Raw genomic sequence first — 15,859 nt, 5'->3', positions numbered from 1 at the left:
AAGTCAAAACGGGAGGAAACCATGACTTACAGACAGACACTCCAAATCGCCATGCTGGCCGGCACGATCCTCGCCGCACCGGCGGCAGCGACTGCCCAGACGGTGGAAATCGGCGTCGCCCAGCCGAACCTCGAACATCCCTACCGCGTCGGCGGCATCGAGCGGGCAAAGACCTGGGGCGCCGAGCACCCAGACGTAAAGCTGACGATTGTTGACGGCCGGCGTGACAGCGCGACGCAGTTGTCCGGCATCGAGGATCTGATCACTCGCCACGTCTCGGCCGTCGTCATGTCGCCGAACGATTCCAAGGCGCTGGCGCCGATCGCCGACGCCGCCAAGCGCGCCAACGTTCCGCTGATCATCTTCGACCGTAAGCTCGACGTACCGGAAACGGATTTCGCCGCCTTCATCGGCTCGGACAATGTCGAGATGGGTCGCGTCGCCGCGCGCTTCGTCGTCGAGAAGATCGGCGAGGAGGGCAAGGTCATCCAGCTCGAAGGCACGCCTGGCGCGTCCGCGACCGTCGACCGAAAGACGGGCTTCGAAGAGGAAATCGCCAAGCATCCGGGCATCACTGTGGTCTCCTATGTCGGCCATTATCGTCTGCAGGAAGCCGTGGCGGCAATGGAAGACGCTGTCACCGCACATCGCGATGTGAAGGCGGTCTTCGCGCATAACGACACGATGGCACTGGGTGCGGCTCAGGTGCTGGAGGAGCAGAAGATCGAAGGTGTCGCCACCGTCGGCATGGATGGGGCGAAGGAAGGCTGCGACGGCGTTGCCGCCGGCCGCCTGACGGGCTCGGTCTATTACCCCACCATGTTCCCGGAATCGCTCGAGCTCGCGATGAAGGTGCTGGCCGGCGAAAAGGTCGAGAAGATGACCTTCCTCGATACACCGATGATCACCAAGGAAACGCACGACACCTATTGCAAGTAATCGGCTGCGGTCGAGGGGCCATCCCCTCGACCGCCCAGAGGATATGCGTGATGACCCCATTGCTGAAACTGAACAATATCTGCAAGTCGTTCGGCGCCGTGCGCGCGCTGACCGATATCGATTTCGAACTCTATGAATCGGAAGTGGTGGCGCTGGCCGGTGACAACGGTGCGGGAAAATCCACCCTCATCAAGATCATCTCCGGCGCGCAGCCGGCCGATAGCGGCCAGATCTGGTTCGAGGGCCGCGAAGTGACGGTGCGCAAGCCCGAGGATGCCCGGCATCTCGGCATCGAGACGGTCTATCAGGATCTGGCGCTCTTCGACGATTCCAACGTCGCGGAAAACATCTTTGCCGGACGCGAGGCCGTGCGCAACGTGCTCGGCGCGAAGTTTCTCAAGGCCGAAGAGATGCACAGCCGCTCGAAGGATCTGTTGAAGTCGCTCAACATCCACATCCAGTCGACGCATTTTACCGTGAAGGGCATGTCCGGCGGCCAGCGCCAGAGCGTCGCCATCGCACGCGCCGTCGCCTTCGGCCGCAAGGTCGTCATCCTCGACGAGCCGACGGCGGCACTCGGCGTGCCGGAGCAGGAGAAGGTCCTGTCGCTGATCAAGGACCTGCGCTCGCGCGGCTTCTCGATCATCCTGATCAGCCACAACCTGCACCATATTTTCGAGGTTTGCGACCGCATCCATGTGCTGCGTCAGGGCCAGACGGCAGGGGTGCGTAAAAAGGCCGAAACCAGTCCCGACGACATCGTCAAGCTCATCACCGGTGGCAATCTGGTCGTGCATTGAGCACGACCAAGACGTCACAGACCGTTTTCGTAGAAGCGGAGCGCCAGCGGGATCTGTAGGCCGAACATCGCCTTGCCATGCTGCGTGCGGCAGCCGCGCGCCTCGGCCATTTCCAGAAGGGGCGTCATATGCGGGACGTTCACCACATCGCCGACAAAGATGCCGCGCCGCGTCGCCGAAAGGTCGACGGGCAGCGGATCGTCGGCCGAAAGACCGAGACTGGTGGCGTTTACGACGATGTCGATCTCTGCGCCGGGCGCAGCAGTCGTCACAGTGAAGACGGTCGCCGGGAAGGCGCTGCGAAGCCGGTTCGCAAGTGTTTCCGCGCGTTCTCGGTTGCGGTTTGCGATCGCGATGCGGCCGATGCCGGCTTCGGCGAGTGCACAGCAGATACCGGCGCTGACGCCGCCCGCACCGGCCACATGGGCCGAGGCACCGGCAATGGTGATGCCTGCGGCCGTCATGGCGCCGACAAAACCGGCACCGTCGAGCTGGTGGCCGAAGAGCTGGCCATCCGGCGTGCGGCGGACGATGTTCACAGCGCCGGCAATGCGCGCCGTTTCACTGGCATCATCGAGAAGTGGCAGGATGCTCTCCTTGAACGGCATTGTGACGAAGAAACCCGCGAGGTTTTCGACGTGACGCAAGCCGGCAAGGGCGGCGCCCAGCGAGTCCGGCTTTACGCCGAACGGGATCATGCGGCCCGGCAGGCTGTGTTCGGCGAGATAGGCATTCAGAATGCCCGGCGAGCGCACGAAGCCTATCGGGTATCCGATCAATCCATAAAGACGATGTTCATCCGCCATCCGGCGTTTCCTCCTGCCATTCGGTGGTGTCTGTCGAGCTTCGGCCTAACAGAAAAATACGAGACAAGAAACGTTTTTTGTTGCCAACTTCCAGAAACGTTTTTATATCCGGTTCTACCCATCGGGAGGACTGCATTTTGAAAGAGAAACTGACGACCCTGGAGAAGGCGCTGTCTCCGATCGTGTCCGGCTCGTCCGTGGCGATCGGCGGCAGTCTGCTGCGCCGCCAGCCGAACGCCGCCGTGCGCCAGCTGATCCGCGCTGGGGTGCGCGACCTGACGGTGATGAGCTGGGCCGGCACGACGGCGATCGATCTGCTGGCTGCCGCGGATGCCATTCGCCGCTGGGAGGGCATCTATGTCGGCCTGTTCAACTACGGGCTGGCGCCGAATTTCCGCCGCGCCGTCGAGAGCGGGCGCATCGAGGTGCGCGATTTCTCCGAAACGGCAATGGTGGCGCGCCTGCGCGCGGCCGCCCAGGGCATGCCCTTCCTGCCGATCCGCACGCTGTTCGGCTCCGATATCGCCAAGGTGAATCCCGAGCAGATCCGCACCTTCGATTGCCCGTTCACCGGCCAGAAGCTGCAGGCGATTGCCGCCGCCGAGCCGGACTTCACTCTCATCCACGGTTATGCCGGCGACAAATACGGCAATGTGCAATGGCCGGTCGTGCGCGATACTGACGATATGGACCAGCCGTTCGCTTCCGGCGCCAAGCGCCTGATCGTGACGGTCGAAAAGATCGTGCCACATGAGGAGATCAAGAAGCAGCCGTCGCTGACCTACATTCCCGGCAATTGGGTGGAGGCGATCGTCGAGGTGCCCTATGGCGCGCATCCCGCGGCCTGCGACACGCTTTATGACGAGGACGACGCGCATCTGCGCGACTACATCGCCCGCTCGAAGACCGCCGACGGCGTGAAGGCCTATCTCGACGAATTCGCAAACGCTCTGCCGGATCACGCTGCCTATCTCGAAAAATGCGGGGGCCTCGATGCGCTCGCCGCCCTCGACGTCAAGGGGAGGGCGTAAGCCATGGCCGACTTCACCAATAACGAACTCATCACCGCCTATCTCTCCCGCCAGATCCGCGAAGACGATCTTTGCTTCGTCGGCGTTGGCACCAATGGACGCGCCTTCACGCTCGCCGTCGGCATGCCGCTGGCTGCCGTGCGGCTCGCGCAGCTGCACCATGCGCCGGGTGCCGCCGTCTACTGGGGCAACCTGCTGGAGCCAGACCTTTCGGTGATCCCGGAACACTTCACGCAGGATACGTTCACGCAATGGCAGGCCGCCGCCTGCCCGCCGGATACGGGCGTGAAATGCGACATGCTGGCGCGCGGACGGTTCGACGTATCGTTTAATTCCGCCGCCCAGCTCGATCGCTACGGCAACATGAACATCACGGCGATCGGCGACTACCGCAATCCGAAGGTGCGCCTTGTCGGCAGCCTGGCGCAGCCTGAGCATTTTGCCTTCGTGCGCCGCCCCTTGCTGCTAATGGACCTCGATGCGCGCAGCTTCGTCGAGAAGGTCGATTTCATTACCAGCGCCGGCCATCTCTCGGGCGGTAACAGTCGCCGCGAGGCCGGGCTGAGCGAGGGTGGTCCGGCGCTTGTCGTCACCGACAAAGCGGTCTTCGACTTTGCCGAAGACACCCGCGAGATGCGGTTGAAATCGCTGCATCCGGGCGTGACGAAGGATGCGGTGCTCGCCGCCATGTCTTTTGTTCCGCTGGTTCCAGAAACGATTCCGGAGACCGAGCCGCCGACGGTGAAGGAACTCGCCCACATCCGCACCGATATCGACCCCAACCGCATCCTGCTCAAAGTCTGATCATGTCTTCAAACGCACAGTCCACGGTTTCGTCCCTCTCCGGCATCAAGGTGCTGGATCTCTCACGCTTCATCGCCGGCCCGCATTGCGCCATGCTGCTCGGCGATCTCGGTGCGGATGTCGTGAAGGTCGAACGCACGCGCGCCGGCGACGACACCCGTTCGCTCGGCCCCTACATTGCGGGCGAGAGCATCTACTTCATGATGTTCAACCGCAACAAGCGCAGCCTGACGCTCAATTTCCGCAATCCGGAGGCGCAGGACTTGCTGCGCCGCCTCGTGCTGGAGGCCGACGTGCTGGTCGAGAATTTCCGACCCGGTACGATGGAGAAAATGGGCTGCGGCTGGGAGGATCTGCGCAAGATCAACCCCAAGCTGATCATGGCCCGGCTTTCCGGCTTCGGCCAGAACAACAGCCTATCCGCCGAACCCTGCTTCGATGGCATCGCCCAGGCGATCACGGGCTTCATGGACCTCACTGGCGATCCGAAGGGCGGCCCGATGATGGCAGGCACCTTCCTCGTCGACTATGCCACTGCGCTGCATGCCACGATCGGCATTCTCGCCGCATTGAACCATCGCAACCGGGCGGGCGAGGGGCAGGTCGTTGATGTCAGCTTGATCGGCGGCGCGACCTCCATGCTGATGACTGCCATTCCGGAATTCCTGGTCAACGGCCGCCGCATGACACGCGCCGGCAACCGCGACCGGTATGCCGCGCCCGCCAACACTTTCCGCGCCAAGGACGACGTTTGGATCCACATGGTCGCCGGCAACAATGCGCATTTCCCGCGTTTTGCGGCGATGATCGGCCGACCCGACCTGTTGGACGATCCACGCTTCTCGACGCTCGAGCAGCGCATGGTGAATGTCGAGGCGATCGAGGCGATCGCGGCCGCATGGATTGCGGAGCACACGGCGGACGAGGTGCTCGCGGTGTTGCGCGTTGCAGAACTTCCTTCGGCCCGCATCCGCACCGTCGAGGAGGTCGCGAACGACCCCTACATGCGCGAAGCCGGTCATATCGTCGATGTCGTGCATCCCAAGGCTGGCGTGGTGCCGATGCAGGGGCCGCCCGTCGGTCTCGGCACCACGCCGACCGCCGTGCGGCGTCCGCCGCCGATGCTCGGCGAACATTCCGACGACGTGTTGCACGAGTGGCTTTCCATGACGGACGAGGCGATCGCCAAGCTTCGCTCGGCAACGGTCATCTGACAGAATTCATCCGCATTTTCAAAGGTTTCGAGGAGGATAGAACGTGAGCAAGGGTAACAGGAGCGGGGCGCATGTGATGGCGCAGGCGCTGAAGCGGCATGGTGTAGAGGTGATCTTCGGCCAGGCTATTCCGGCAGCGCTTTTCCTCGCGGCGCCGCATTACGGCATCCGGCAAATCGGCTATCGCACGGAAAATGCCGGCGCGGTGATGGCCGACGCCTATGCGCGCATTTCGCACAAGGTGGCGGTCGTGACGGCGCAGAACGGGCCGGCCGCGACGCTGCTGGTGGCAGGTCTGGCAGAAGCCTACAAGGCCTCGATCCCGATCGTCGCCATCGTGCAGGACGTGGCGCGCCCCTTCGCCGACAAGAACGCTTTCCAGGAACTCGATCATCTTGACCTCTTCAAGGGCGTGGCCAAGTGGATCAAGCGCGTCGCCGACGTCAACCGCATCGACGACTATATCGACATGGCCTTCACGGCCGCTGCCTCCGGTCGACCCGGCCCCGCAGTGCTGATCGCGCCGATCGACATGTTCGTCGATACGGCGGAAAGCCGTACCGAGGGACGCATGGCATCGCTCGGCACTTTCCCGCTCGATCGCAGCGGACCTGATCCGGACCGCATCGCGGAAGCGGCCAAGCTGCTCGCCTCCGCCGAGCGCCCGCTGATCATCGCCGGCGGCGGCGTGCATGTGTCTGATGCTGCCGATGAGCTTGCAGCTCTTCAGGAACGCTTCTCTATTCCGGTGGCGACCACCGTAATGGGTAAGGGCGCTGTCGACGAGGGCCATCCGCTCTCCGTCGGCATCGTCGGTTATTTCATGGCGACGCGCAGCCGCACCAAGCACCTGCGCGCGCTGGTCACCGAGGCGGATGTCATCATGCTGATCGGCAACCGTACCAACCAAAATGGCACGGATAGCTGGTCGCTCTTCCCGAAGGGCGCAAAATACATCCACCTCGACGTGGACGGTCAGGAAATCGGCCGCAACTACGAGGCGCTGCGCCTCGTCGGCGATGCGAAACTCGGCATCAAGGCGCTCTCGGCAGCGCTCGATGCGGAAGATGTGGCGAAGCGCAAGGCGGCCCGTCCGGCGCTTGAAAAGACCATTGCTGAAGGCCTTGCCAAGGGCCGCCAAGATGCCGCCGCTGTCGAAACGTCGAATGCCAGCCCGCTTCGCCCGGAGCGGTTGATGCGGGATCTCGACAGCCTGCTGACGCCGAACCATATCGTCGTCTCGGATGCCAGCTATTCCTCGATCTGGATCGGCAACCACCTGACCGCGCGCAAGCCCGGCATGCGCTTCCTCACGCCGCGTGGCCTTGCCGGCCTCGGCTGGGGCCTGCCCTATGCGCTTGGCGCCAAATGCGCCCGGCCGGATGCGCCGGTCTTCGCGCTCGTCGGCGATGGCGGTTTCGCGCATGTCTGGTCGGAGCTTGAGACGGCGCGGCGCATGGGGCTGAACGTCGTGGTCGCGGTGCTCAACAACTCGATCCTCGGCTATGAGAAACACGCGGAAAAGGTGATCTTCAACGAATATTCCGATGCCTGCGATTTCACGCCAGTCGACCACGCGGCGATTGCTCGCGGGGCGGGTTGCGCGGGCGTGCGCATCGAGAAGGCGGAGGATTTCCTGCCGGCGCTGAAGGTGGCCTTCGCGGCCAACACCACGACCGTTCTCGACGTCGTTACCGACGAGCGCGCCTATCCGCCGATCACCATGTTCAACGACAATTCCGCGCTGAATTACTGAGGGAGGCGACGTCATGAAGAAATTGATGAACAAGCCCTCGGGCTTTGTCGATGAAATGCTCGACGGTCTCGTTGCCGCCAATCCCTCGCTGGCGCTCGGCGGCGACACCGGCCGCGTCGTGCACCGCGCAAAGCCTATCCGCAGCGGCAAGGTCGGCGTCGTTTCCGGCGGCGGCTCCGGCCACCTGCCGCTCTTCACCGGCTATGTCGGGGAGGGGCTGCTCGACAGCTGCTCGATCGGCAACGTCTTCGAAGGGCCGACGGTCGGCTCCTGCATGGAGGCGATCAAGCTTGCCGATGGCGGCAAGGGCGTGCTGCGCCTCTATGGCAACTACGGTGGCGACCGGATGAACTTCGACATGGCTGGCGAAATGCTGGAGGACGAGGGCATCCGCACGACGACCGTGCTCGGAAATGACGATGTCGCGAGCGCTGGTCCGGCCGAGCGGCAGAAACGCCGCGGTGTTGCGGGCATCATCTATGCCTACAAGACGGCCGGGGCACTTGCCGAAACCGGCGCCGATCTCGATGCCGTGACGGCGATCGCGCAGAAGACGGTGGATCGCACGCGCACCATTGGCGTTGCACTTGCGCCCTGCCAGGTGCCGGGCTCCGACAAGCCGTCCTTCACGCTCGGCGAAAACGAGATCGAGATGGGCATGGGCATCCATGGTGAGCCGGGCATCTGGCGCGACACGCTGCGCGAAGCCGACGCCATTGCCGACGAGATGATTGAGCGCCTGCTCGCCGACAAGCCGGAGGGGGCGGGCAAGCGGGTCTCCATCCTCGTCAACAGCCTTGGTGCCACGCCGCTGGAAGAGCTATTCATCCTCTATCGCCGAGCTAGGGCGACGCTCGAAGTCGCAGGCATCGAGATCGTCCGGCCGCTCGTGGGCCACTATGCGACGTCGATGGAAATGGCCGGCGCCTCCATCTCGCTCTGCTTCGTCGACGACGAGATCGAGGCGCTGCTGGCCGCCCCCGCCCACTGCCCATTCTGGACGGTGACGGCATGAGCATTACGGTCGCCTCCATCGCCGCTGCCGTCACCCGCGCCGATAAGGCGATGGGCGGGCTGGAGCAGATATTGAACGACGCCGATGCAAAACTCGGCGACGGCGACACGGGCGGCATGCTCGCCCGGGTCATCGGCAAGATGGCCGAGGTCGACCTGTCTTCCACCGCCGATCCGGGCGCTGCCTTGAGCCAGCTCGCCAAAGCGGCGACGGTTGCGACGGGATCGAGCCTGGGCACTTTGTTCGCGACGGGATTGCTTGCCGCGGGCCGCGAGGCAAAGGGCCGGGCGACACTCGACGTTGGCGACCTTTCCAGCCTCTTTGCGACGGCGCGCGATGCGATGATTGCGCGCGGCGGCGCGTCGCTTGGCGACAAGACCGTGCTCGATTCGCTCGATGCCATTGCCGAGGCGCTAAAGGGCGCCGAAACGCCGGAGCAGGCGACACGGGATGCAGCGAAGGCGGCATCCGAGGCGCTCGAAACATTCCGTTCGCGGCCGAACCGCATCGGCCGCGCACGTATGTTCGGTGACCAGACGATCGGCATCGATGATCCCGGCATGCTAGCGATCAAGGAGCTTTCGGCCGCAATCGCGGTCTGACCCGCTATCAGCCCGGAGAGACGAGAGGCCGGCGTTCTGCCGGCCTCTTTGCGTTCCCGCCATCGGCAGGGGCCGCACAGGATGCGCGCAGGACCAACTCCGTCGGTATGATGACTTCACGCGGCGTCGGCGGGCGCTTGGAGTGGATGCGGCGCATCAGCAGTTCCGCGGCGGCAGCGCCCATTTCGCGCTTGGGCAGGTGAAGCGTGCTGAGATTGATGCGGCGCAGCCGTGCTAGATCGATATCGTCGCAGCCAAGCAGCGATAGGTCTTGCGGAATCGACAGGCCGAGTTCGCTTGCCGCATCCTGCACACCGAGCGCGCAGACATCGTTGCTGGCGATCACCGCCGTTGGCCGCTTCGAGAGTGTGGCGAAGTAGTGCATGGCGTCATAGCCGGCCTCGACGGTGTAGTCGCCGCGATAGATCAGGTCGGGGTCCTCGTCGCAGCCGAGGTCGGCGATGGTCGCCTCGAAGGCTTCGAAACGTTCCTGCGCCGTGCTGGAGGTTCCTGGGCCGGTCACGAGGCCGATCCGGCGGTGGCCGAGCCCGTGCAGGTAGGTCACGCTGTCGCGCATGCCCTGAAGATTGTCAGAGCCAACGTAGTCGTCGCGAAAACGTGAAGAACGGCGCTGGATGAGCACGAAGGGCGTCTTGCCGTCGAGCAGCTTGCGCACCTCCGGCGTGTCGCAGTGCTGGGAGATCAGGATCATGCCGTCTACCTGCCGATCCAGCAGCGTCTGCATCTGGCTGACCTGGCGCTCGACGAGCTCGTCGGTGTTGCAGAGCAGGATGGTACAGCCCTCGCGCACGGCGATGTCGTCGATGCCGCGGATGAATTCCGGGATTGCGGGATTGCTGACATCGGGCACCAGTACGCCGATGGTCGAGCTCAGCTTCATGCGCAGCGAGCGCGCCACGGCGGAGGGTCGATAACCCAGCCGTTCGGCGGCTTCCTTCACCTGGCGGCGGGTTTCCTCGTTAACGTGCCGCTTGCCGGCCAACGCATTCGAGACCGTCGAAACCGCATGTCCGGTCGCCGCAGCCACATCCCTGATTGTAATCCGGCCATTGTCGGGCACGCTTCAAACTCCAGTTGCAGAACCGATTTTATCGTGGCGCTATTTTCACGGCGCCAAGCGACATTAGCTGAGAATCGTCGGCGGAAATAGTCAAATACTAACATTGACAGGTCGCGGGCAGGGGGCTAATCAACACGACGAAAACCGTTTTTCGAAAAACGTTTTCTGAGGCGTGGAGGCCTCATTCCGGTGGAGGAGTTTCAGGATGCAGCAGGACCGTCTGCGAACGGCGCTAGTAGGATGCGGGGCGTTTGCCAATGCCGCGCTGCTTCCAGCGATGCGCATGGCTGATATCGACATCGTGGCAGTCTGCGACCCGGATGCGGCGCGCGCTGAAGCGACGATGCGGGCCGCCGGCGCCAGCGCCTGCTACGCCGACATGTCCGCTATGCTGGCCGCGGAAACGATGGATGCGGTCGTCATGGCTGTCGGCCCGACGATCTATCCCACACTCGCCGTGCAGGCCTTTGCCCACGGCGTTCATGTTTTCGTCGAGAAGCCGCCGGCAATCACGCTTGCCGAGGGTGAGGCGATGGCGCTGGCCGCAAGAAAGGCCGGCCGGCAACTCATCGTCGGCTTCATGAAGCGCTTCGCGACCGGCTACCGCATGGCGAAGGACATTTCCGAGACGGCGGATTTCGGCGCGATACAGATGGTGAGCGCGCGCATCACCTCCGGCGTCTGGACGCCGGCTTGGTCGAAGACCTTGACGCCGTTCTCCTTCGTGCTCGATCACAGCGTGCACTTTCTCGATCTGATGCGCTTCTACGGCGGCCCGGTCGATTGGGTCTCGGCCGTCAAGACACAGGCATCCGATGAGCGGTTCGGTTTCGCGGTGCTGCTCGGTTATGCCAGCGGGGCGGCCGGGCTGCTTGAAATATCGAATTACGAAAGCCGTGGCGTGCCGAACGAGCGCGTGCAGATCACCGGCTCGAAGGGCGCCAGCGTCACGGTCGAAAACGTCACGCGCGTCACCTATACACGGGATGCCGAACCCATGGTGCCCGGCCGCGCCTTCTCGCCGGAGCGCGAGCGCTTGATCTGGGAACCGAACATGACGAACATTTCCGGCGAGAACGCGTCGCTCGTCCACATGGGTTATGTCGGCGAGATGCGCAATCTCGCGGCCAGTCTTGCGGCGGGCAGCGCGGTCATCCCGTCCATCGAGGATGGCATCGCGGCGCTGGCTCTTGCCCATGCGGTCGTCGAAAGCGATGGCCGCCGTATCAATCTTCAAAATGCAGGTGAGTTTCAACATGTCGCTGTCCATTGATCTGAAAGGCCGTATCGCACTCGTCACGGGTGGCGGAACGGGGCTTGGGCGGGCCGGTGCGGATGCATTGGTGGCGGCAGGTGCAACCGTCATCATCGCCGGCCGGCGTCAGGATGTGCTCGAAAAGGCTGCGACCGAGGCGGGAGCGCAGGCGATGACCTGCGATGTCAGCGATGCAACGGAAACACGCGCGCTCGTCGAGCGTATCGTCGCCGAACATGGCAAGCTGGACATCCTCGTCAACGCCGCCGGCCTCAACATCCGCGGCGATTCGTTCGACTATGGCGTCGAGGACTGGGACAGGGTACATGCGATCAACACGCGCGGCCTGTTCTTCATGTCGCAGGCGGCCGGCCGTGTCATGCGCAGCAATGGTTATGGCAAGATCATCAACATCGCCTCGATGGCAAGCGAGATCGGCATGCCGGCCATCGTCGCCTACGGGTCTTCGAAGGGCGGCGTCAAGCAGATCACGCAGGGCCTCGCCGTCGAATGGGCCAAGGCCGGCATTCGGGTGAATGCCATCGAGCCGGGCTGGTTCCGCACCGAACTCACCGAGCCGCTCTTCCACAACAAGGAATGGCTGGCGAAGGTGGAAAACCGCGTTCCGATGGGGCGTGCGGGAAATCCAGAAGAAGTCGGCGGCGCCATCGCTTTCCTTGCCAGCGCGCTCTCGGACTATATAACCGGCGCCGTTATCAAGGTCGACGGGGGAGCACTGGCAGCCTGATGCAAGAACAATCCGAAATCGTCGAAGCCCCAGAAAATCCGACGCTGCTCGAGCGTATCGGGGAAGCCGTCATCGTTCCGTTGATGCTCGCCATCATCGCCATAGGCTTTGCGTCCGTCTGCCTGCGTTATGTCTTCAACGGGCACTACGCGCTGTTCTGGTCGGAAGAGGTCATCCGCTATGCCTTCATCTGGCTGTTCTGGCTGGCCGCGCCGATCCTCGTCTGGCGGCGCGCCATGTTCACGGTCGACCTGTTCACCAACATGCTGCCAAAGCGCATACAGCGCGTCATCGCGATCCTTCTCGATCTTGCCGTCATCGTGCTGATGGGGACCTTCGTCTACTACGGCTGGCTGATGGCGCGCGTGAATGCGCCGCAATTGTCGTCGGCGCTGTCGCTGTCGCTCTTCTGGATCTATCTCGCCATTCCCGTCGGCGCGGCCCTCATCATATTTGCTACGATCGCACGCATGTTGCGCGACGTGCGTAACGGTGCACAGGAGGCAGGCCGATGACGCTCACACTCTTCGGCTGCTTCTTCCTCTTTCTGCTGCTCGGCCTGCCGGTGGCCTTCTCCACCGGTCTTGCGGCGCTCGTCGTCGTACTCAACTATCCCATCGTGCAGGAACGCCTGCTGATCACGAAAACCTTCGGCGGCATGGATTCTTTCACGCTGATGGCGATCCCGTTCTTCGTGCTGGCCGGCGAGGTCATGTCGCGGTCAGGCCTCACGCAACGCATCGTTGATTTGGCGATCGCCCTCGTCGGGCATTTTCGAGCCGGCCTTGCCTATGTCACGGTCATTTCCAATGTCATGATGGCGGGCGTTTCTGGCTCTGCGTCGGCCGACTGCGCTGCCACCGGCTCGATCCTGATCCCGGCCATGAAGGAGCAGGGCTACAAGCCGGAGTTCGCGGCGTTGATGGTGGCATTCTCGGCAATGATGGCGCCGCTTATCCCGCCGTCGATCTTCCTGATCATCTATGGCTCGATGTCCGGCGTTTCGATCGGACGGCTGTTCCTCGCTGGTATCATCCCGGGCCTGCTTGTCGGCCTTTCGCTGCTCATCCTCGCCTTTATCCTGACACGCTTCACGTCGTTCAAGGTGGAGACGGTAAAATTCTCCGGTCAACGCTTGAAGGAATCCGCTATGAAGGCGGGTTTTGCATTGGTCATGCCCTTCGTCATCATCGGCGGCATCCGGTTCGGCATCTTCACGCCGACGGAAGCCGGCATCGTGGCGGTGGTTTATGCGCTGTTCTACGGCTTCGTCATCGAACGCTCGCTGAACCTCAAGAACCTGCGCGAACTCACCATGTCGGCGGCCCTCTCGTCCGCCAACATCATGATGATCGTCGGCTTTTCGGCGGTCTTCGGCACCATTCTGGCCCTTGGCCGCTTCGAGCAGCAGATCACCTCGGTGCTGTTCTCGATCACCACAGAACCGCTGCTCGTCGTCACCATCCTGATCATCGTGCTGACACTGATCGGCGGCCTGATGGACGAAGTATCGACCGCCGTGCTGTTCGTGCCCACGCTTGCCGCCATCGGCCTGCAGATGGGCTTCGATCCGGTGCAGTTCGGCGTCGTCATGGTGCTTGCCATCATGATGGGCGCGGTCATGCCGCCGGTCGGCACGCTGCTGTTCATCGGGGTCAGCATCGCGCGCATACCGCTGTCGCGCATCCTCGTGCTGGTCTGGGTGTTCCTGATCCCGCTGCTGCTGGTCAACCTGCTGATCGCATTCGTCCCGTTCTTCACAACCTATCTGCCGTCCTTCATGTGACGGTGCATCAAGGCTCAACGGAGGAGTAGAGCATGTTCGTAGAAAAACGTTTCTTGATGGGTGCGCTGACCGCACTCGCACTTGCCGCCAGCACCGCGCTGGCCCAGGCCGAAACAACGCTGACGCTTGGCGACATCTATGCGGCCGACCACAGCAACACGCTGGCCGACAAGCGCTTTGCCGAGCTGGTCGCCGAGCGCACCAATGGCGAGGTGAAGATCGAGGTCTATGGCGACGCCACGCTCGGCAATGAGCGCGAACTGGCGGAAAGCGTCGTTTCCGGCTCGGTCGACATCGCGCCGAGCGGCATGTCGGGCATCGGTCGCTTCTTCCCGGAATTGCAGGTCCTGGAGCTTCCTTATCTTTATAAGGACCTCGACCACATGCAGCGCGTTGCCGCGGTAATTGCGCCAGACGTGCAGGAAGCCTTCCAGGCACAGGGCGTGCGCAATCTCGGTTTCCTCTACCTCGGCCCCCGGTCGATCGCCAGCAAGAAGGCAATCAACACGATCGAGGACATGGACGGGCTGCGGATCCGCGTGCCGGAATCGCCCCTTTATATCGGCTTTGCCAAGGCACTGAATGCGGTTCCGACGCCGATCCCGTTCCCGGAAGTCTATTCCGCCATTGAGACGGGTGTTGCGGATGCGACGGAAGGCGAGCCGGCGACGCTCTCGACCACCAAATGGTACGAGACGACGAAGAGCGTGAGCCTAACCAAGCACATCTGGCACTTCCGCTTCATCCCGGTGAATTCGGCGAAGTTCGATGCGCTCCCCAAGGAACAGCAGGACGTGTTGGTAAACGCGGCTGCCGAGGCGCAGGCCTATCAGGCAAGCCTCGTTAACGACTTCAATGACAAGGCGCTCGACGAGATGAAGAAGGCCGGCGTGACCATCATCGAGACCCAGGGTCTCGACAAGTTCGCAGCCCGTCTTGCCACCTTCCAGGACGAGTTCGCCGCCAGCCTCGGCGACAAGGCCGTCGCGCTTCTCGCCAAGGTCCGCAGCGTTCAGTAACCCGCATTCTGCCCGCTGCCGCAGGGTGGCGGGCTCCCATCTCGACAAGGATTCGATTGACGATGACGCCCCCGACCTTCAAGGACCCGACCTACGAAAACGTCTATATCGGCGAGACCTTCGGACCGGTCGACCTCGTGCTCGACGACTTTTTCCTGCGCAGCTACGCCTATGCCCTCGACGATTACAGCGGCATGCGGATCGTCGACGGCATGGTCCAGCCGGTCGGCGCGGTACCGCCCCACATGATCGTGTCGGATCTCATGCAGATCTTCCTGACGGTCTACGACCGCGACAAGGTGGTGGGCCTGCACCAGAAGGAAGAGGTCATCCACTACAAGCCCGTGCCGGTTGGTGCAAAGCTGACGCTCACCGGTACCTATGTCGACAAATACATGAAGCGCGGGAAGGGTTATACGGTGCTGGAAAGCATCGCCCGCGACGAAGAGGGCGACATCGTCATCCTGCAACGATCGACGGAAGTCATGCGCATGCCTGAAGGCGTCAAGGTCGGCACGGGCTCGGCCGAGCCGGAGCGCCGGGTCAGCCCGCGTGCTCTACCGGGCGAGCGGGCAGGACGTGTCACCGCGCAAACGCCGGTTGGCACGGCGCTGCGGCCGATGACGAAACAGGTGCGCCAGGCCCAGATGTCCGTCTTCACCGGTGCCGAATTCCACAAGCAGGGCATCCACACCAATCTGGAGATCGCAAAGAAGGCGGGCCTGCGTGAATGCATCGCCCAGGGCATGATGGAATCCTGCTGGGCGTCGCAATATCTCGCAGGCCTCTTCGGCGAAAGCTTTCTTTCCACCGGCCGGCATTTCTCGACCTACCTCATGCCGATCTATCCGAAAGACGTGATCACGATCGAGGGCATCGTGACGAGTAGGGAACCGTTAGATGGTGGGACCAGCGTTGAGATTGAATATTGGCTGATTAATCAGGACGGCCAAACGACCGCGGTCGGGTTTGGCGCGGCGGTACTGTGATCATTTCATGCGAT

Annotated in this window: 16 protein-coding genes; 14 read left to right on the top strand and 2 right to left on the bottom strand. The window is 62.9% G+C overall.

Going from position 1 to position 15,859, the window contains the following annotated elements; translation table 11 throughout:
- Nucleotides 1-21: 21 nt before the first annotated feature.
- Together AC1Q6Z_RS23235 and AC1Q6Z_RS23230 are read left to right on the top strand one after the other, a co-directional pair.
- A complete protein-coding gene (locus AC1Q6Z_RS23235; protein WP_435269407.1) occupies nt 22-939 on the top strand; it encodes a substrate-binding domain-containing protein in 918 nt (305 codons plus the stop codon).
- 50 nt (nt 940-989) lie between these two features.
- A complete protein-coding gene (locus tag AC1Q6Z_RS23230) occupies nt 990-1,739 on the top strand; it encodes an ATP-binding cassette domain-containing protein (protein WP_256120122.1) in 750 nt (249 codons plus the stop codon).
- A gap of 14 nt (nt 1,740-1,753) precedes the next feature.
- On the opposite strand, the gene AC1Q6Z_RS23225 is transcribed toward AC1Q6Z_RS23230, so the two are convergent.
- A complete protein-coding gene (locus tag AC1Q6Z_RS23225) occupies nt 1,754-2,545 on the bottom strand; it encodes a shikimate dehydrogenase family protein (protein ID WP_492649444.1) in 792 nt (263 codons plus the stop codon).
- 137 nt (nt 2,546-2,682) lie between these two features.
- Here AC1Q6Z_RS23225 and AC1Q6Z_RS23220 point away from each other — a divergent pair, with 137 nt between their 5' ends.
- Genes AC1Q6Z_RS23220 through AC1Q6Z_RS23195 form a run of 6 tightly spaced genes read left to right on the top strand, consistent with a single transcriptional unit; the run spans nt 2,683 to nt 8,967 of the window.
- Nucleotides 2,683-3,576 carry a CoA transferase subunit A gene (locus AC1Q6Z_RS23220; RefSeq protein ID WP_492649443.1) on the top strand — a complete coding sequence of 298 codons (894 nt, stop codon included), beginning with the start codon at nt 2,683-2,685 and terminating at the stop codon, nt 3,574-3,576.
- Between the two features lie 3 nt (nt 3,577-3,579).
- Nucleotides 3,580-4,380, top strand: coding sequence for a CoA-transferase subunit beta (locus AC1Q6Z_RS23215; RefSeq protein WP_492649442.1), 801 nt, complete (start codon nt 3,580-3,582; stop codon nt 4,378-4,380).
- Between the two features lie 2 nt (nt 4,381-4,382).
- Complete coding sequence (locus AC1Q6Z_RS23210) at nt 4,383-5,594, top strand: CaiB/BaiF CoA transferase family protein (RefSeq protein ID WP_492649441.1); 1,212 nt, start codon at nt 4,383-4,385, stop codon at nt 5,592-5,594.
- A gap of 43 nt (nt 5,595-5,637) precedes the next feature.
- Nucleotides 5,638-7,350, top strand: coding sequence for an acetolactate synthase catalytic subunit (locus tag AC1Q6Z_RS23205; RefSeq protein WP_492649440.1), 1,713 nt, complete (start codon nt 5,638-5,640; stop codon nt 7,348-7,350).
- Nucleotides 7,351-7,363: 13 nt separating this feature from the next.
- Complete coding sequence (locus tag AC1Q6Z_RS23200) at nt 7,364-8,365, top strand: dihydroxyacetone kinase subunit DhaK (protein ID WP_439618156.1); 1,002 nt, start codon at nt 7,364-7,366, stop codon at nt 8,363-8,365.
- Nucleotides 8,362-8,967, top strand: coding sequence for a dihydroxyacetone kinase subunit L (locus AC1Q6Z_RS23195; protein WP_435269400.1), 606 nt, complete (start codon nt 8,362-8,364; stop codon nt 8,965-8,967). Before AC1Q6Z_RS23200 ends, AC1Q6Z_RS23195 begins: the two co-directional genes overlap by 4 nt.
- A gap of 7 nt (nt 8,968-8,974) precedes the next feature.
- Here the strand turns inward: AC1Q6Z_RS23195 and AC1Q6Z_RS23190 are convergent, their stop codons facing one another.
- On the bottom strand, nt 8,975-10,048 hold the full coding sequence (locus tag AC1Q6Z_RS23190; protein ID WP_492649439.1) for a LacI family DNA-binding transcriptional regulator: 1,074 nt from the start codon (nt 10,046-10,048) through the stop codon (nt 8,975-8,977).
- Between the two features lie 205 nt (nt 10,049-10,253).
- Between AC1Q6Z_RS23190 and AC1Q6Z_RS23185 the strand changes: the two genes are divergently transcribed.
- The 6 genes from AC1Q6Z_RS23185 to AC1Q6Z_RS23160 all read left to right on the top strand — a co-directional run bounded on the left by AC1Q6Z_RS23185 (nt 10,254) and on the right by AC1Q6Z_RS23160 (nt 15,845).
- The gene (locus AC1Q6Z_RS23185; RefSeq protein WP_492649438.1) at nt 10,254-11,321 is read left to right on the top strand and encodes a Gfo/Idh/MocA family oxidoreductase; all 1,068 of its coding nucleotides are present in this window, start codon (nt 10,254-10,256) and stop codon (nt 11,319-11,321) included.
- Entirely contained in the window at nt 11,305-12,051 is a 747-nt protein-coding gene (locus AC1Q6Z_RS23180; RefSeq protein ID WP_439618160.1) for an SDR family NAD(P)-dependent oxidoreductase, read from the top strand. Before AC1Q6Z_RS23185 ends, AC1Q6Z_RS23180 begins: the two co-directional genes overlap by 17 nt.
- Nucleotides 12,051-12,566 carry a TRAP transporter small permease gene (locus tag AC1Q6Z_RS23175; RefSeq protein WP_435269396.1) on the top strand — a complete coding sequence of 172 codons (516 nt, stop codon included), beginning with the start codon at nt 12,051-12,053 and terminating at the stop codon, nt 12,564-12,566. Before AC1Q6Z_RS23180 ends, AC1Q6Z_RS23175 begins: the two co-directional genes overlap by 1 nt.
- Nucleotides 12,563-13,837: a TRAP transporter large permease gene (locus AC1Q6Z_RS23170; protein WP_435269395.1), complete on the top strand. Its 1,275-nt coding sequence runs from the start codon at nt 12,563-12,565 to the stop codon at nt 13,835-13,837. Before AC1Q6Z_RS23175 ends, AC1Q6Z_RS23170 begins: the two co-directional genes overlap by 4 nt.
- 32 nt (nt 13,838-13,869) lie before the next feature.
- Complete coding sequence (locus AC1Q6Z_RS23165; RefSeq protein WP_256120135.1) at nt 13,870-14,856, top strand: TRAP transporter substrate-binding protein; 987 nt, start codon at nt 13,870-13,872, stop codon at nt 14,854-14,856.
- Nucleotides 14,857-14,918: 62 nt separating this feature from the next.
- On the top strand, nt 14,919-15,845 hold the full coding sequence (locus tag AC1Q6Z_RS23160; protein WP_492649437.1) for a MaoC/PaaZ C-terminal domain-containing protein: 927 nt from the start codon (nt 14,919-14,921) through the stop codon (nt 15,843-15,845).
- Nucleotides 15,846-15,859 lie beyond the last annotated feature (14 nt).

It is taken from the genome of Shinella sp. GW835-FHT14H05, assembly GCF_058793575.1.
The sequence above is the reverse complement of the archived record's forward strand: the minus strand, read 5'-3'. Positions and strand labels throughout refer to the sequence as shown.